At 61.3% G+C, this 15,682-nt stretch carries 20 protein-coding genes; all 20 read right to left on the bottom strand.

Annotated elements, in window-relative coordinates:
* Positions 1-51 precede the first annotated feature (51 nt).
* The 20 genes from IP83_RS19390 to flgI all read right to left on the bottom strand — a co-directional run bounded on the left by IP83_RS19390 (position 52) and on the right by flgI (position 15,523).
* Positions 52-2,877 carry an RHS repeat protein gene (locus IP83_RS19390; protein ID WP_054123882.1) on the bottom strand — a complete coding sequence of 942 codons (2,826 nt, stop codon included), beginning with the start codon at positions 2,875-2,877 and terminating at the stop codon, positions 52-54.
* A gap of 176 nt (positions 2,878-3,053) precedes the next feature.
* A complete protein-coding gene (locus IP83_RS19385) occupies positions 3,054-3,353 on the bottom strand; it encodes a hypothetical protein (RefSeq protein WP_054123881.1) in 300 nt (99 codons plus the stop codon).
* 36 nt (positions 3,354-3,389) lie between these two features.
* On the bottom strand, positions 3,390-3,950 hold the full coding sequence (locus IP83_RS19380; protein ID WP_054123880.1) for a M48 family metallopeptidase: 561 nt from the start codon (positions 3,948-3,950) through the stop codon (positions 3,390-3,392).
* A gap of 2 nt (positions 3,951-3,952) precedes the next feature.
* A complete protein-coding gene (locus tag IP83_RS19375; protein WP_054123879.1) occupies positions 3,953-4,696 on the bottom strand; it encodes a sigma-70 family RNA polymerase sigma factor in 744 nt (247 codons plus the stop codon).
* Positions 4,693-5,397 carry a flagellar type III secretion system pore protein FliP gene (gene fliP, locus IP83_RS19370; RefSeq protein WP_082364865.1) on the bottom strand — a complete coding sequence of 235 codons (705 nt, stop codon included), beginning with the start codon at positions 5,395-5,397 and terminating at the stop codon, positions 4,693-4,695. Before fliP ends, IP83_RS19375 begins: the two co-directional genes overlap by 4 nt.
* Complete coding sequence (locus tag IP83_RS19365; RefSeq protein WP_054123878.1) at positions 5,397-5,756, bottom strand: hypothetical protein; 360 nt, start codon at positions 5,754-5,756, stop codon at positions 5,397-5,399. Before IP83_RS19365 ends, fliP begins: the two co-directional genes overlap by 1 nt.
* Before the next feature lie 5 nt (positions 5,757-5,761).
* The gene (locus tag IP83_RS19360; protein ID WP_054123877.1) at positions 5,762-6,040 is read right to left on the bottom strand and encodes a FliM/FliN family flagellar motor switch protein; all 279 of its coding nucleotides are present in this window, start codon (positions 6,038-6,040) and stop codon (positions 5,762-5,764) included.
* A 14-nt stretch (positions 6,041-6,054) separates the two neighbouring features.
* Complete coding sequence (locus tag IP83_RS19355; protein ID WP_054123876.1) at positions 6,055-6,804, bottom strand: FliM/FliN family flagellar motor C-terminal domain-containing protein; 750 nt, start codon at positions 6,802-6,804, stop codon at positions 6,055-6,057.
* 6 nt (positions 6,805-6,810) lie between these two features.
* Positions 6,811-7,953, bottom strand: coding sequence for a flagellar hook-basal body complex protein (locus IP83_RS19350; RefSeq protein ID WP_054123875.1), 1,143 nt, complete (start codon positions 7,951-7,953; stop codon positions 6,811-6,813).
* A 1-nt stretch (position 7,954) separates the two neighbouring features.
* Positions 7,955-8,404: a flagellar hook assembly protein FlgD gene (locus tag IP83_RS19345; protein WP_054123874.1), complete on the bottom strand. Its 450-nt coding sequence runs from the start codon at positions 8,402-8,404 to the stop codon at positions 7,955-7,957.
* On the bottom strand, positions 8,395-9,345 hold the full coding sequence (locus IP83_RS20415; protein WP_156309889.1) for a hypothetical protein: 951 nt from the start codon (positions 9,343-9,345) through the stop codon (positions 8,395-8,397). Before IP83_RS20415 ends, IP83_RS19345 begins: the two co-directional genes overlap by 10 nt.
* Entirely contained in the window at positions 9,342-9,791 is a 450-nt protein-coding gene (locus IP83_RS19335; RefSeq protein WP_054123872.1) for a hypothetical protein, read from the bottom strand. The genes IP83_RS20415 and IP83_RS19335 overlap by 4 nt, the downstream gene beginning before the upstream one ends.
* Positions 9,784-11,094: a FliI/YscN family ATPase gene (locus tag IP83_RS19330; protein ID WP_054123871.1), complete on the bottom strand. Its 1,311-nt coding sequence runs from the start codon at positions 11,092-11,094 to the stop codon at positions 9,784-9,786. Before IP83_RS19330 ends, IP83_RS19335 begins: the two co-directional genes overlap by 8 nt.
* A complete protein-coding gene (locus tag IP83_RS19325; protein ID WP_054123870.1) occupies positions 11,091-11,735 on the bottom strand; it encodes a FliH/SctL family protein in 645 nt (214 codons plus the stop codon). Before IP83_RS19325 ends, IP83_RS19330 begins: the two co-directional genes overlap by 4 nt.
* Positions 11,732-12,067, bottom strand: coding sequence for a hypothetical protein (locus IP83_RS20410; RefSeq protein ID WP_156309887.1), 336 nt, complete (start codon positions 12,065-12,067; stop codon positions 11,732-11,734). The genes IP83_RS19325 and IP83_RS20410 overlap by 4 nt, the downstream gene beginning before the upstream one ends.
* Complete coding sequence (fliF, locus tag IP83_RS19315) at positions 12,057-13,301, bottom strand: flagellar basal-body MS-ring/collar protein FliF (RefSeq protein ID WP_054123868.1); 1,245 nt, start codon at positions 13,299-13,301, stop codon at positions 12,057-12,059. The genes IP83_RS20410 and fliF overlap by 11 nt, the downstream gene beginning before the upstream one ends.
* A gap of 5 nt (positions 13,302-13,306) precedes the next feature.
* Positions 13,307-13,621, bottom strand: a complete 315-nt coding sequence (gene fliE, locus IP83_RS19765) for a flagellar hook-basal body complex protein FliE (RefSeq protein ID WP_082364861.1) — start codon at positions 13,619-13,621, stop codon at positions 13,307-13,309.
* Entirely contained in the window at positions 13,621-14,049 is a 429-nt protein-coding gene (locus IP83_RS19305) for a flagellar basal body rod protein FlgC (protein ID WP_156309885.1), read from the bottom strand. The genes fliE and IP83_RS19305 overlap by 1 nt, the downstream gene beginning before the upstream one ends.
* Positions 14,046-14,390 (bottom strand): flagellar basal body protein, encoded by a 345-nt coding sequence (locus tag IP83_RS19300; RefSeq protein ID WP_082364860.1) that lies wholly within the window; start codon positions 14,388-14,390, stop codon positions 14,046-14,048. The genes IP83_RS19305 and IP83_RS19300 overlap by 4 nt, the downstream gene beginning before the upstream one ends.
* Positions 14,391-14,398: 8 nt before the next feature.
* Positions 14,399-15,523 (bottom strand): flagellar basal body P-ring protein FlgI, encoded by a 1,125-nt coding sequence (gene flgI, locus IP83_RS19295; protein WP_054123864.1) that lies wholly within the window; start codon positions 15,521-15,523, stop codon positions 14,399-14,401.
* Between the last annotated feature and the right edge of the window lie 159 nt (positions 15,524-15,682).

Here is a 15,682-nt window from a genome sequence, read left to right as displayed (position 1 = left end):
AACGCCGTCGGTGACCTCATGACCTGGACCACCGTGGCCTGAGAACACCGCTTACGTATCATAGACGTTCCAGTTCCATTCATCGCTAGCAGTATCGGCAGGGCGAATATCAGCAATTCCCAGTGCGGTATTGGGGTCGAGAAGGGCAGTGAGATTTGCGGCTGTTACGCGGGTCGCATATTTGACGGTGGCAACGACATGATTGCCAGTGTCGTACTTGTACTCGACCAGTGAACCATCAGCCGCAATAGCGCCTGTCTTGCGGCTTGCGCCATCGTAAAGAGCGTAACTCGCATTGCCGCTGTGATCGAAGACAACGCGCAGGCGACCAAGCTTGTCGTAGAGATGGCCTGGTGACAGCTCTACCGAGGGCGCTGAAGCGATAATCGTATCGCCGGCCACGGCACCCGTGCCCGAGTTACCGGCGTAGAGCTGCGGCCTCGCGGTGTCGGCAACGGCAAAGCGCCGCACTATCCGTACCCTTGTCTCGGTCGTGGCCGACAGGTTGGTGATGTCAAACAGGCTACCGGACGATTGTGTCAACGTGCCCGGACCACTGACGATCGTCGCCGTAGAGTCCGCGTTGGCGCCCCATGCGCTCGTTGCGCCGTAGATACCGAGCCTTGCGTTCGTGTTCCCGGTCGTTCCTCCGCCCGCCTTGAGCGTAATCTCGAAGACAAACATCTCATTGGGATCGACTGCCTGAAGCACCCCGCCGGTGGATCCGCTCGTGCCCGAGGCGGTGGTCGTATAGAGATAGGCCGGATTGCCCGCGATCGCTGTGGCGGCTGTCCGCGTCACATTCGAGAGCCAGTACTGGCTCGCGTTCGCCAGATCTGGCTCCAGATTGCCCTGGCTGTCCACCTGCGCGACGAGCTCACCCGCAAGATTGTAGACCGAGGTCTGCACCAGTCCGCTTGCGAGCTTGACAACCGTCGTGCTGGACTTGTCCTGGAAGGATACCGTCGTCACACCGCCATCAGCGCCTGTGCTACTGATCGCGCGGCCAAGGCCATCATAAACATAGGTGGCAGCGGCCTGCGGGACCGGCGCAGCCGGATCGCCCGCCACTTTCGAGATCAGGCGGCCTTCCTGATCGTAGACGTAGGTATATTGCGTTGTTCCGTTGCCGGTTGAGGCCGCACCGGCTGTGCTGGCGGCACCATAGTCAATCGACGTCAGCAGATTGCCCCGCTGGTCGTATGTATATGCCGAGATTTCGGTCGAACTGCGATCTGTCAGCGCGTTGCGCCATGCGTTCATCTGCGCTTCGGTGGGTGCATCCGTGCCCGCAAGACCTGTCAGATCATATGTGTGCTCCGGGTAGCCGACTTCAGTGGCGAGCTGGCCAGCTGCAGTGTACTGAAACTCCTTCACCTCGCCGAGGGCGCCAATTGTGTAACGAAGGTGCCATTCTGCATCGTAGACGTACCGCGTGGTGTGCGTCGTGCTTACGCCGTAGACCGTTGCGTCATCGGACGCTTTCGACGTCTCGGTCTTGAGCTCGTTGTTGGCCCCGTACGTCCTTGTGGTTGTGGTCGTCCCGGAGCTCACACCCTGCGAGACACGCGTCAGCCAGTTGCCGTTCGCATCGTAGGCGGTCCAGGAGGTCGACCGGCCTTGCGCGTCAATATACTGCGTAACATTGCCATTGGCGTCGTAGAAAAACTGCACCGTCTGCGCAGCAGCGCCTGTCACCGCCTGCGGCATGGTGACACGGCTCAGATTGCCGATGTTGTTTCCGGTTGTCGCGTAATAGAGCTTCGTGTCCAGGCCCGCCGCATCGGTGACCTTCGTGTAGGTCCCGTTTGCATCGGACTGTGCGTACGTCAGCGTCGTGGTGCGCGACACGCCGGAAGCCACGGCTTGCGTCAGCTGATAGACCCGGCCAGACGCATCGTAACTGATGGCCAGACTGGAACCATCGGTCTGGATAATCCCGGTGATCCGCCCGCTTGTATCGTAAGTATAGTTAATATTGTAGGTCGCGCCATCGACAATTGAAAGGTCGCCGGGCGTAAGATCGGTCTTGATCGCGGTCAGCCTGTGCTGTGCGGTCGAGGTATCATAGTCGTACCAGGTTGAGACCTGCGTTTGCTGCGGCGTCCCGGCGACGCCAAGATTAACGTACTTGGTGACAATCTTGGCGATATCGTTGGTGCCACTGTTGTAGCTCAGCGTGATCGTCCCCAGCGGAATGGGATTGCCGCTACCGTCGAGCACATTGGCGCCCCCGGCATCCGTCAGATAACCCGCCGTCTGGATCGATAGCAGCCGGTTGCCGTTTGTTTCATAAGTCAGGAGGATCGTATTGCCATCAGCATCGCTTTGCGATGCGAGCTTGCCGGCCAATGCGGCCGGCGTAACCGTATTGTCGTAGTAGACTTCTTTGACTTGGGTGTCGCCGTCCGTCCAAACCCAGGTCGAGCTTACGTGTTCGAGAGTGTCGTAAGCGCCGGCACCATCGCTCGCAACGAACTTGCTGCCGTTCCAGCTATAGGCCACTTCGGCACCGTCGCCGCCAACCCGGAAGACCTGGCTACCTGTCGTTGGCGTTGCATTGGTTGCAAAGACGCCGCCATAGATCCGCCGGTCATAATTCTGCCGCCAGCGATCTCCGTTCTCATCGATCGGGACGCCGGAGCCTTGCGACAGGCTGTTGTAGGTCTGGACAAAAGCGGCATCGAGCCCCTTGCCTACCAGGAATTCGTCCTGTCGCTGAAGCACGAGATCGCCGGTATAAGCATTGACCTGGACGCCCTCGCCCGCGCGCCCCAGCAAAGGATTGCCGATGAAGCCGGTAAGCCCCCGATCCCCGAGAACCGCCGCCGATCCTGTCTCCAGCCCCAGCGTGCGCCCCGTGAAAATCGCAACCATCGATCAGCCTCCAACCGCTCGAAGGCATCAGGCAACTGGCCCGATCCTCCCCGTTCAGCGACAAATCGGAACAATCGGGAAAAAGTTTAGAAAAATCTTTTTGCGGGTTTCGGAACGCCGGAGGCGGTAGCGCAAGGTTCAAACGGCCAACGGCTTTGCCCTCTTGGTGTATACCGTTACTGCGCCGTCCGCCCCAGCAAGGCCTCAGCCCTCGCAATGAGTTCAAGCCCGGCAGGCGAGTCTTCAAGCGTTGCCAGGACGCCCAGCACAACCTTGTCGAATGCCGGATCACCAACCAGCGTTTCGCCCAGCTTCTGGGCCAGCATGGCGCGCACCAGCGCTTTCCTGAAAGCCCGTTCGTCCAGCATCCGCATCGCCGCCATGGCCTCGATACGCTCGCGCGGTGATGCCTGCTGCGCCAGAGGCTCAGGCACGCGCTGCTGCGCGCGTTCAAGCCGCTCCCGCAGCAGCAACATGACCTGGTCTGTGGGCGAAATCCTCGACATGGCCGATCAGTGCGGCCGGCCCGACACGTTCAGCTGGCCAAGGAGCAGGCTCGTCGCGGACATCGTCACATCACGGCCCGCATCGTCAGCAGGTGCAGTTCCGATCTGCTGGACGCGGCTGATGATGAGCTGCATGTCCCGATTGAGCGGTGGGTTGTCCTGGTTTGCCGCGATACCCGCCTCCAGTTCGCGGATCGTCTCGGGGAATTCGTCGCGAATGAGATGCGTCAGTCCGCCGACGAAAAGCCGCAGATAGTGGTCTGCCGGCAGCATTGCCAGTGGGCCCCAAACCGAAAGGGCTTCGGCTGCTTCGCCGGACGTCAGCAGGAAAAAACCGAGCTGGAAGCGGGCGATCGCAAAGTCGGGCGCGAGCCGGACCGCTTCTCTGAAGGAGGTCAATGCCTCGATGGGGCGGCCGATCCCGGCAAGAATCGATCCGCGCAGAAAATGCAGCCGCGGGTCCTCCGGATACGCGGAGACCAGGCGGTCGAGCCGCAGCAGTTCATCACCGGTTTCATTCTGGACCGCCTGCACGACGTCAGCAAGATCTTGATCGGCACACAACATGACTACCTCTCCCGGAAATGCCTGAGCCTGTGACGGAGCCGCTCGACAGCAGACTTGTGAAGTTGCGAAATTCGTCCCCGCGTCAAGCGAAGAACTTCAGCAATTGTCGCGAAGGTCAGTCCGTTCTGGTAGTGATGGCGGATCACTTTGCTTTCGCTTTCGGGAAGGCGCGCTATCTCTTCTGCGAGCGCAGCCTGCGCCTGACGCCAGGCCAGTCCTTCATAGACATTCGCGCGGGTGTCAGCGCCTTCATCGGTCTCGATGATCCCGGTGCTGTCGAGCATGATCCCGATAGCAAGGTCGAAGGCGAGATCGGCGAGCTGCTCAAGCGCGTCGCCACCATGCGCTGTGGGATCGAGCGAGGCGAGGCGCTCGCGCCGCCGGCGGCGCATATGACCAAGCTGGTCGGCGACATCTGACATTCGCGCCATGCCGTCCGAAATGGTTCCGGCGATCCTCGGCCTTGCAAAGGCGCTGAAAGGGACGCCCAGCAGAGGATTGAACCGGTCGAGCGCCTGAAGCAGACCTTCGTAGGCAAACTGGTCGAGATCCCCCCGCTCGGCCGATCCCGCTGTGTGTTTCCGCAGGTATTTTGCGGCAAGCGAGCGCGCGAGCGGAATATAGCGCGTGAACAGAACCTCCCGGCAGCGTTCGTTGGCTTCAAAGCGCAGCCGGCGCCACAGCGAGGCCTCGACCCGATCGGGATCGCTCACGATGTCGAGGCCCTGCTCGCGCCGTGCCTTCATCGGAAGCTGCCCAGCACGCCCTGAATGATGAGGCTCCAGCCATCGATCAGAACGAACATCAGGAGCTTGATCGGCAGGGAAATGGTCGAGGGCGGGACCATCATCATGCCCAGAGCAAGCAGAATCGCCGATACCACGAGGTCGATCAGCAGGAAGGGCAGGAGAATGACGAAACCGATCGTAAAAGATGCTCGTAATTCGTTGATGATGAAGGCCGGCGCGAGCTTGGTTATCTCGACATCTTCGGGACGCGAAGGCGGGGGCACGTGCGCGATGCCATAGATCGCCTCGATGTCTGCATCGCTGGTCTGTGCCAGCATAAAGCTGCGCAGGGGTTTGCTGCCCCGATCGATGGTCTGTTCGAGCCCCTGCTTGCTCGCGAGATAGGGCTGCAGCGCATCCCTGTTGATCGCATCGACGGTGGGGCCCATCGAGAACGCGGTCAGGAACAGGGCGAGACTGATGAGCACCGGGTTCGGCGGTGTCTCAGGCATGCCGAATGCATGTCTTACCATCGAGAGGGTAATGATGATCCGGATGAAACTCGTCATGCTGAGCAGCACGGCGGGAATCAGCGCGACGAGCGTCAGGACGACGATCGTGCGAACGATATCGGACCCGCCTGTCACGGGCCCGAGAACGTCGAGGTTTGCCGCCTTGCCAAGGGCGCTGGCACCTGCAACCAACCCGGACGCAGCCATCAGACCGCAGCCTCTTCAGGAACGACGCTTTCTTCGCGAAGAACCGTCGAACTGCCCGCTTGCACAAGAACGAGGTACTGCCGGTCGCGGTGCCGAATCAGAGCAATATCGCCGTGCACGCCAATGCGCCGCACTTCGAGAATCCGCACTTCTTGCGGAGGGTAAGCGAGCGGCCGGAACACCGCGCGGATGGAATCGATGCGGCCCCGACGTTTGATGAGCAGAGCAAGGCAAAACGCAAGCGCGCTGCAAATCAGAAGCGCAATGACGATGCGCGCAACCGGCACCTGCAGTGGCGGCGCACCGCCCAGTTTGCCGACCGGTGCTGCACCCGCAGAGAGGAAGGCGAAGGCAAGCATTCGGATCAGGACACGATCTCGGTCAGGCGAATGCCAAAGTTTTCGCCAACAGCGACCACTTCGCCGCGGGCGATTGCCTTGCCGTTAAGACGCAGCTCGATCGCCTCGTTCAGCTTTGCAGTCAGCGCGATGGTATCCCCCGGCCTGAGCCGCTTCAGCTGGCCAATCGTAACCTCGGCCTGACCGACAAATGCCTCAAGATCAACCTGGACACTTTCAAGAACACTATCCGAAAAAGCACCTGAACTTGTTGTCGAAGCGGGATTGGACGAAGGAGTGTTCACAAATTCAGCCTGTTCTATTGCAACACGAGAGTGAGGCCATCCTGCTCTGCAACGAGCAGGCATTGCAGGGCGGTGTATTCGCCATCGATGGTGATCTGGACGTTCCGGGTGATCGCGCGATCAAGTGTCAGCACATCGCCGGGCATAAGACTTCTAAGCTCGGCAAGCGTGAGCTGGCACCCACCGATCCGCGCTCCGACGCGCACTTCGCCAGAGGACAAGGCCTCGTCCAGCTTCGCGGCAAGCGGCGCCTGCCGTTTCGGGGCCGGCATGGCGGCTTTGTAGCGGTCTATTGCGACCTGTGCCGCGACAATCAGCGACAGCCCCTTCCCGACCGGACAAATCTGACAGGTTCCGGCAAAACTTCCCTGATGCCAGGGGATTCCCTGATCGAGCTCAAGCGCTGCAGAAAGTCGCGTGCAGAGATCGTCTATGCAGGTGTCGACGGCTTGCTCGAGCCGGTCAGTGTCAGCCTCTGTCAGCACATTTCCGTAGGGCGGTGCCCCGAACATGCGCGACCGAAGCATCATGCGCAGATCCGGTGCGAGCCAGAGACCAGCGAGACCGTCATCGCGCAAGAGCGTGACGCCCTCGTCGGGGATGCCGGTATCCTGCCAGGCGCCCGCCACACCGACTGGCCCGTGTCCCAGCCAGATCGAAGACCAGTCGGCGACGAGGCCAGACAGATCGATCCGGTCGTAACCAGATGTGATCGCGTCTGGCGGCAGCCAGGGGCTCCAGCTCATTCCGGCGGGCTCGTCCACAGCAGCTTATCCCTGTCCCCGGATACCGAACAGCTGCTGGATCATTTCGTTTGATACGCTGATGATTTGGGACGAGGCCTGAAAGCCGCGCTGGACCAGGATAAGATCGGAGAACTCGGTGGTCAGATCGACATTCGATGCTTCGAGCCGCCGCGACTGGATCTTGCCTGCCCGCGGATCGCCGCTTTTGACGATACTGCGCTGCTCGTCCCGGGCGCTCGAGAAAAGCCCGCCGCTGCGCTGCTTGAGGCCTTCAGGATTGCGGAACTGGGCAATCGCAATGCTTCCCAACTGATTCTTCTGGGAATTGGAATATCCAAGCTCCAGCTGACCGTCCGTGTTCACCGTCACAGTCGTGAGCGTACCTGTCGTGTATCCGTCGACCGAGGCGGCTCTTAAAGTTGAGACGCTGCCCGACGAGAACGAGGTAACACCGTTCAGATCGAGGTTTACCGTGAGGTTGTGGGTCGCATCGGCGATGCTGATCTGGGCGGATTGTGCGGCGATGACGCCGTTGGTGAAAGTGATCGGCTTGGTGGCAACGGTCGCGCCGGTCTCGTCCTTAACGGTTATGTTCCAGGTGCCGCTTGCCGCCGTCTGGTCCTTGTCAAAGGTCAGCTGCCAGGTGTGGAGGGTCCCCCCGGCGTCGTAGACTTTTACGTCAGTGACACTGAAGGTGGTCGCGCTCGATGAAAGATTGTCCGAGAGCGTTATCCTCGTTGTCGCCTTCGGCTGGCTGGTCCTTGCACCATCGATCGAGACAGCTTTGGCCGCACCGTTCGCATCGAGGATGGCGAGACGGTAGTCCGTCCCTGACAGCACAACAAAGCCGTCATTGTCGACCTCAAAGCTTCCGGTGCGGGTATAGACCGTCTCATCGCCGCGCTGGAGGACAAGGAAGCCGGTACCGTCGATCGCAAGATCGAGATCGCGGCTGGTCTGGCGCAGTTCGCCCTGGGCGAAGTTGGTCTGATCGTCCGCGTTGGTGACGCCGTCTCCGAAGCCTGATTGTCCCATGACGCTCTGAAAACTGACGTTTGAGCCCTTGAAGCCCTGCGCATTGAGGTTGGCGACATTGCCGCTGATGCGCTGCAGCCCCTGAGAATAGGCAGATAGTCCGCTCAGGCCGATGTAGATGGAACTCAGCATGCTACTCTCCTTGCCGGATCTGGTTGATGCTCGATGGGGAAATCTGGCCGATCGTCTGGCCATCCTTTGTCTGGATCGTGAGCAGGGGATCGCCATTGAGGAGCGAGACGGCGGTCACCTTACCGGAGATGACCGCATTCCCCGAAGGGATATCGATGGTCTTGCCCAGCAGACCCGCCGCCTGCAGCGTGCTTTGTGCGGTGACCAGCGCCTGCAGCCGGTCGTTCATGGTCTGGCCCTGCTGAATCTGGGAAAACTGCGCCAGCTGCGAAACGAACTCGAAGTTGTCGACTGGCTTCAGCGGGTCCTGATAGGTGAGCTGGGTGAGGATGATCTTCAGGAGTGATTCAAAGCTCAGTCCGAACGCATTGGTTGCGGTCGTCTGGGTTGACGCTCCGGCGGCGCTCGCCGCACCCGGCTGAGTGCTACTTCCAACCGGTGCTAGAGCCACGGGGCGTCTCCTTCCTTTTGCTCGTCGGAATGCACAATTCTTCCTCCAACCACGATCTTGCCGGCGACTAGCCCATAGCGCGCCAGGAGCTGGTGTACCTGACGGAGAAGACTGGCATCGCCTTCGGCGGAGCCCGCAATCCTGATCGTCACGGTCGGCGCTTCCGCGCTGTCGAGGCTAGCGGCTACACCAAGCTTGGTTTGCGTGGCGCTCAAAAAGAGCAGTGCTCTTTTATTGGCCGGAGCCGGCTTGGTTTCAATGCCATGATGAGGCAAGTCATTGCCTGCGAGGTCCGGCAGCAGCTGAGGGACTTCCGGTCTGGCCAGGAAGCCAGGTAATGGCGCCGGCACCGCATCCATCAGTTCCCCGTCGACAATGCCGGACACCGATGACGGGCAAGGCAGTTCGGGACATTCAGGGCTCAGGCCCGGCGGAGTCACGGTAGCTCGATCCTGGAATGTCTTAGGCATACCTGCATCGTGCTGAGCAAGACCCTCGACATCGGAAACGGGAGCCAGTGCGATCACACCATTGCCGCAGACAGGTGCCAGCACAGAATCGGTTGGCGGGTTGGCGGCCGGCCTCGCGCCTGCTGCGCTGCTAGCCAAAGCGCCGCCGTCTGCAAGTTCGCGGGTGTGAAGCAGACCCAGCGCGCCGAAGTGAAACACATGATCAGGGACAATCGAGCCGGCACGGACGGCGACGCTCTCGGGCATGCCTTCGTTCTGCACTGGCACTCCAGGCTCGTCAGCAGCGCCTTGCACGGAGCCCTCAAATGCCTGAGCCTCTGTCGCGGCAACAGAAAGCTGTGTTTCGTTTCTCTCGCCAAGAATCCGCTCGAAGCTTTGCGCCGGAACGGTCTTGGCGGCCGCTACCGCTGGCGCTTTCGCAGATGTACCGGCCGAGCCATGACCGTGAGTTGGAACAGACGCGGAGATCATCGCTGCACCCACCTGCTCGTGACAAGATCTCCGGTCACAGAAAGCCTGCGCTCATCCCGCTCCCGCTCTGCCCTCCGGCGCGCGCTGATCAGCAAGGCCTTGCCCACTTTCTCTTCGGCAATCGCGCGTTCAAAACGCGATTGCCGAGTGGTTGCCTCGGCATTGCTTCGGTCGTGCTCGGCGCGTCGCCGGGCAAGTTCCCGGTCCAGTGAGACCGCATCGGCTGCCAGCAGGTGCCCGATGGCAGGATCGAAACGGGGACCAGCAAGATGGGCCGCCCAAGCTGCGAGCGACGCTTCTGAAAGATGTTCTGCCGCCGCAAGCGTGGTGCGGCAATGTGCGGCATGATCGGCTGCGCGTCTCGCCTCATCGGCTGCGTGCTGTGTCAGAACGGTCCGCAACTGCGCCAGGGCAGTCAGATCGAGGGCGAATTGCCGGTCAGCCACGCATGCCCCCCTTTCCGACTGCCGCCGCCAATTGCTGCCGGGTCGCTGCCAAAGTGCAGCGTTCAAATGTCGATTGGGCAAGGAAGCGCATGATCGGTTCGCGGGCCAGGAGGCAACGATCGATCTTCGGGCTGGCTCCGGTACGATAGAGACCGCTCTCGATCATGACGCGGTTCTCTTCGTAGGTCGAAAGCATCTCGAGTGCCTCGCGGGCATCCAAGGTCTGCGCACTTTCCATCAAGCGCTCAGCCTGCCGGCTGACACTGCGAACGACGTCGATGGCCGGAAAATGCCGCTTCTCGGCAAGCCGCCGCGACAGGACTATGTGCCCGTCAAGCAGCGACTTCATGATTTCAACAATAGGATCGTCAACCTCGTCGGTCTCGCTGAGGACAGTCATCACCGCCGTTATCGCGCCTTCGCCCTCGACTGCCCCGCACCGCTCGACCAATGTCGGTAGTGCCGCGAAAACGTTGGGCGTGTAGGCCCTAATGGTTGGCGGCGCCCCCGCCGCTAGACCGATCTCCCGCAGCGCCATGGCATACCGTGTGACGGAATCGACCACCAGCAGCACGTGCTCGCCCCGCGCACGCCAGAAACACGCAAGTGCCAATGCTTGTTCCACGGCTCTTGCGCGCATCACTGCGCTTTCATCGGAGGTCGATGCGACAAGTGTCAACTTGGCGTCAGTGGTGGCCGCAGCGCCCCAGAGCGAGGAGACCTCCCGTCCACGCTCCCCGACGAGGCACACAACGACCCGGTCCGCGCTGATCTGACGGACGATCTGATCCATCAGGCTTGTCTTGCCCACACCGCTGGCAGCGAAGATGCCGATGCGCTGGCCTTCGCCGAGGGTCAGGAGCCCATCGATCGCCTTGATGCCCGTTTCCAGCATGCGATCGGGGCTGCGCCGCCGCAGGACAGCTGCGGCTGTTGTCGAAGCAAGCTCTGTATCGGCAATCGGCAAACCCCCATCGATGGGCTGTCCCAGGGCATCAACTGCCCGCCCCGCAAAACCCGAACCAACGGGCAGCGAACGCCCAAGCGAAGTCGCCGTCGCGCGGTCGCCGGGGCGGAGATTGACGGTATCAGTCAAGGCCATGAGACTGATACCCTGGCCGCGGGTGGAGACGATCTGGGCATAGGCCGTCTGCTTCGATTGAGCGCACTCGATCGCGCAAATCTCGCCGATGGTCCCGATTGGTCCGTCCGCCTCGATCGCGGGGCCATTGACAGCAATGATCTGCCCGAAGGCTGGACTGGTTTGCGTCTGATCGAGCAGCGAGAGAAACGGATGCTTCACGCCCCCTGCTCCTGAAGCATAAGCTGAAAGGTCTTTTCGAGTTCCTGCCACTGGCTGAGCGGTGCGATGTTGACTGACCCCAGTTCGGTCTCGATCACGCATTCTCCGGCCGAAAGCGTCTTGTCAGCCCGTACATGCTCGGCGTGATCACCCAGCGCCTCAACCAGGCGATCCTCCCCGATCGCGCCGAAGTCTTCCTTGCTGATCCTAATCGTCACTTGCGCCGATCGGGCCTGATCACTGCTCCATTTGCTGATGGCGGAAAGGACATCTTCAGCACGCCGATCGCTGTCATGGAACACCTTGGCCAGCGCAGTGCGGACCAACGCGGCCGCCAGCAGGTCGAGATCTGCAAACCGCGCCTTGAGGTTCTCTTGCGCCTTTTCGAAACCCATGGACAGCGCCTTGTGCCGCTTCTCCGCCTCCGAAAGAGCTGCCGCGGTCGCCTCGGTCTTTGCCTTTTGCACATCCGATTGACGCTGCTTCTCGCTTTGGATCAGCGCTGCTTCGAGTTCTGCTATTCGCGCGGATAGCAGGGCTTTCTCGCTGTCAGCGGGCGCCAGCGGAACCGGGCTATTCTGTCTGGCGGGTAGCGGAGCTATCAGCGTCGCGGCGCTTTCACCGCGCAGAATCCGGGTCATGAGCCTGCCATCCCCGATCTAGCAGCCCGCCGAAGTTCCCCAGCGAACAGACCCGTGTGCGATGCGCCGGGATGCGGGCCCACAACAAAAGGATCGCGGCTAAGGGCAGCCAATGCAGCAGGCGTCACGCACTCGTTCTGACCATCGAGGATCGCGCGCATCCAGAGACTATGGCCCGCGCACTCGGCATTGACTGGCGGCTGATTGTGCTCAAGAGCCGCAAGCACTTGCTCACGCTCACTCGTGCTCAGCAGTGCGAGCACCGCGTCACGATCCTTCTTCGGCAGGGTGGCTAGCTCATCAAGCAGAGGGCGCAGTTGCTTATTCGCCATGACCGTCTTCTCGCATCGGAAGGAGCGCGGCGCGGATGCGGTTGGCAAGATCGGCGTGATAGGCCCCCTCGCCCCCCCTCTTGGCCCTTTCACCCGCAGTCCACCACCACAGCAAGGCCAGAGCCGAGAGACCGGCAAGGACGAGGGCAATGAGGTACACCAGCGGTGGAGATTGTGTCTGGGCTGTTGACGGATGATCGACACCCTTGGGTCCCGAGATCTGGAGTCCGGCAGCGGAGGCTGGCACTGCCGTCGGTAGAACCCCGGTCTCGAACACGATGGCATCGCCGCTTGCTGGATCGAATTCGATGGCCGAGCGGGCGATTTCCGCGATGCGCTTCTGCTGTTCGGGTTCAAGCGGTGCAGGTGTCAGGATCGTCGCATGCATCGGTCCGCTTGGACCAGCGCTTCGCTCATTGCCATCGACACCAGCAGATGCAGAACCAGGTTGCCCCGCCACAGCGAGGATCGTAACATCGAACTGCAGGTCCGGCAGAGCAATCATGACCGCACGCCTCAGGCGGGCCCGCAGCAGGTGCTGATAAGCGCGGCGTTCCTCGATGTCGGGCGATGCGTCTCCATCCGGATCATTGCTCATCTGCGTGCTGAGCAGCGCGCCGCTTTCATCGACTACGGTCACAGCGCCCGGTTCAAGATCCGGAACGGCGGAGGCGACCAGATGCTGCAGGCTCGTGACGCGCGCCGGATCAAGCGGCGTGTCGGACCGAGTTCCGATCTGCACGGACGCCTTGGCAGCGCTCCGGACGGACCGGAACAGTGACTTTTCTGGCAAGGCAAGATGGACCCGCGCGGTCTCGACACCGTCGATGGACAGGATAGTCCGCTCGAGTTCACCCTGTAGCGCACGCTGAAAGTTGATCTTTTGCGCGAAATCCGTGAGCCCCATGTCGGACTTGTTGAAGAGCTCGAAGCCGGTCGTCGCCCCCGGGTTCACGTCTGATCCCACGATTGCGAGGCGCGCTTCGGCGGCCTTGTCGCTCGGCACCTCGATCGCCGTGCCATCCGGAACAAGCCGGAAACTGATGCTCTTCGAGGACAGGACCTTTGCGATCGACGCAGCCTGCTGTGTTCTCAGCGCTGTGAAGACTGGGATAAAATCGGGACGAAGGAAGAAATAGTACCCTGCAGCGAGGCACAAGAAAATCGGCAGAAATACAAGGCCGACGAGCCTCATCGACACACGCTTCATGAGATTGGGGATCGCCTCGTCCATTGCGCTCACAGCTGCATGTTCATGATTTCACGGTAACCTTCGAGGAGGCGCGAGCGCACCTGCATCGCCAGCTCGAGGGAAATGCGCGCTTGCTCGAGTGCAATGGTCACCTGATGGATTGGAATTTGTTCGCCCAGCGCAAAGCGGCGCACCAGCGAATCCGCTTCGGCGATCTGGTGATCGACCTTTGAAAGGCCGGAGAGCAGCATGTCGGAGAACGAACCTCGCGTTGCCGATAGATTCGGAGCGGCGATCCCGGCAGTGTCCCGAGGTATAGCAGCGGGGCCAAGCGCACTGAGGGGATCGATTGCCGTGCTCATCAGCCCCTCCCGATCTCGAGCGCCTGCCGGTCCATTTGCGCGGCAATCCCCAGCGCCGTCACATTGCCCTCGTAGGATCGCGACGTCCTGATCAGGAGGGCCATTTCCGCAGCATTATCAATCAGCGGGAAGGTCACGAAGCCATCCGGCCCTGCTTCTGGTGCGGTGGGATCGTAAACACGCCTCTCCACTCCGGCGACGGGTTCGAGCCCGAGCACCTTGACCTCGCCGATATGGTCCTTCTTCTGGCGATCGGCCATGGCGTCGGCGAAGGTGCCCACGGGCCCGGAAATCAGGCGCATGGCATGATAGGGTGCCGTACCGGGCGGAGCGACTGAGTTGAGGTTCGCAAGATTGGCCGCGATGATCTGAAGTCGCTGCCATTCGACATCCATGCCGGAGCGGCTGATTGCCTGTGCACTGCTCACGATTGCCCTCCATTCACAGCAATCCGGGACAGCTCGAGTTCGCGCCCAAGCAGTCCGAGCATGGCGCTATAGCGTCCCGCGGTCTGCGATGCGGACAGGACCTCAAGATCCATCCGGACTTCACCGCCCATCGTGGCGGGCGCGGATTCCACGCGGATCGGGACTGCGGCAATGGCAGCAGCATCCTGCTCAGCGGCAAGGCGAAGCGCCTCTTCGAACCGCACCTGCTGGGGACGGAAGCCCGGTGAGTTCGCATTAGCGATGTTGGACGCAATGACTTCCATGCGCCGGGACAACCCGTCGAGCGCTTTTGCCAGGACTGCTGAAGAAACCGGATCCATCCACCCCCCTATTGCACGACGATTTCAGCGTGGAGCGCGCCCGCTGCCTTGATCGCCTGAAGCACGCTGATGATCCCCCGGGTGTCGACGCGGGCGCGGGTCAGAGCGACCACGAGATCGCCAACAGTCGTGCTCGGCAGAGAAACGACAGCATCGCGGTCACCCTGCTCGACTTCGAGCCTGGTGTTGGTCACAACGAGGCTCGAGATATCGTTGGAAAAGCCGCCGATGAAAGTGGGCTGAGAAGCAGTGCGCTGGCCGGTGATGCGCACGCGAATATCGCCTTGGGCGATAACGACACTTGAAATCCGAACAGAACCGCCAGCAACGACTGTGCCGGTGCGCTCATTGACCACAATGCGCGCCGCTTGGCCGGGCTCGACCTGGATGGACTGCAGGCGCGACATGAACGAGGCAAATGATGGCTTGTCGCCATTGAAATGGACACGGATCTCGTCAGCATTCTGCACGGTCGCGATGCTTTGGCCGAACCGGGCATTGATGGTCTCGGCAATGCGGTTCGCCGTCTCGAAATCGGGCTCACTCAGGAGGAAGCCCACTGCGCCATCGCTGCCGAGAAGCTGCGCATCGACTGGTGCCTCTACGGTAGCTCCGCCTTCAAGCGAAGCGGTGGTAGGATAGTTGCGTTGCTGCCGGTTGAGGTCGCTTTCGAAGCTGAAGCCTCCGGCCACGACTTGCCCCTGCGCCAGCGCATACACGCGCTCATTGGGTCCCATAAGCGGGGTCATCAGCAAGGTACCGCCCGCGAGACTCCGTGCATCGCCGATGGAAGACACCGTTGCTGATATCCGATCGCCGACATTGGCCGACGGCGGCAGAACGGCAGTGACCACGACGACTGCCACGTTGCGACTGTTGATCTGTTCGTCAGCCACATTGGTGCCAAGCCGGCTGAGCACGTTACGCAAGGCCTGACGAGTAACAGTGCTGCGCGATGAGTCGCCGGAGCCCGACAGACCAGTGACGAGGCCGGTGCCGATCAAAGCGTTCTCCCGCCATCCCTGGAAGCGGCCAAGGGCACTCAGTGGTACTGCCTGCGCCATTGCCGGCAAGGCGCCTGCCACGACCAAGACAGATCCGACGAGTTGAAAAAGAAACCGCAGGCGTGCCATCAGCCGAGGCCCAGAAAACGGAAAATCCTCGATACGATGCCGGGCTTGGCGCTGCCCGCGACAAAGCCGCGCCCCTCGAAAAAGATCTGCGCGTTCGCGATGCGTGTTGATTGCCACTGAGAAGTGACCCGGGATTTCCATCGAGAATTGACCCGGTTG

The organism is Novosphingobium sp. AAP93, assembly GCF_001296055.1.
GTDB lineage: Bacteria > Pseudomonadota > Alphaproteobacteria > Sphingomonadales > Sphingomonadaceae > Novosphingobium.
This window is presented reverse-complemented; position numbering and strand designations above follow the sequence as displayed.

Bases quoted from the DNA above. Each gene is read 5' to 3' on its own strand.
- IP83_RS19380 (WP_054123880.1), bottom strand. From the start codon at position 3,950: ATGTTGTGTGCCGATCAAGATCTTGCTGACGTCGTGCAGGCGGTCCAG.
- fliP (WP_082364865.1), bottom strand. From the start codon at position 5,397: ATGGCTGCGTCCGGGTTGGTTGCAGGTGCCAGCGCCCTTGGCAAGGCG.
- fliF (WP_054123868.1), bottom strand. From the start codon at position 13,301: ATGGACGAGGCGATCCCCAATCTCATGAAGCGTGTGTCGATGAGGCTC.
- IP83_RS20415 (WP_156309889.1), bottom strand. From the start codon at position 9,345: ATGATCTCCGCGTCTGTTCCAACTCACGGTCATGGCTCGGCCGGTACA.
- IP83_RS20410 (WP_156309887.1), bottom strand. From the start codon at position 12,067: ATGGCGAATAAGCAACTGCGCCCTCTGCTTGATGAGCTAGCCACCCTG.
- IP83_RS19365 (WP_054123878.1), bottom strand. From the start codon at position 5,756: ATGCTTGCCTTCGCCTTCCTCTCTGCGGGTGCAGCACCGGTCGGCAAA.
- IP83_RS19385 (WP_054123881.1), bottom strand. From the start codon at position 3,353: ATGTTGCTGCTGCGGGAGCGGCTTGAACGCGCGCAGCAGCGCGTGCCT.
- IP83_RS19325 (WP_054123870.1), bottom strand. From the start codon at position 11,735: ATGACCCGGATTCTGCGCGGTGAAAGCGCCGCGACGCTGATAGCTCCG.
- IP83_RS19300 (WP_082364860.1), bottom strand. From the start codon at position 14,390: ATGGATCCGGTTTCTTCAGCAGTCCTGGCAAAAGCGCTCGACGGGTTG.
- IP83_RS19350 (WP_054123875.1), bottom strand. From the start codon at position 7,953: ATGCTGAGTTCCATCTACATCGGCCTGAGCGGACTATCTGCCTATTCT.
- flgI (WP_054123864.1), bottom strand. From the start codon at position 15,523: ATGGCACGCCTGCGGTTTCTTTTTCAACTCGTCGGATCTGTCTTGGTC.
- IP83_RS19375 (WP_054123879.1), bottom strand. From the start codon at position 4,696: ATGAAGGCACGGCGCGAGCAGGGCCTCGACATCGTGAGCGATCCCGAT.
- fliE (WP_082364861.1), bottom strand. From the start codon at position 13,621: ATGAGCACGGCAATCGATCCCCTCAGTGCGCTTGGCCCCGCTGCTATA.
- IP83_RS19390 (WP_054123882.1), bottom strand. From the start codon at position 2,877: ATGGTTGCGATTTTCACGGGGCGCACGCTGGGGCTGGAGACAGGATCG.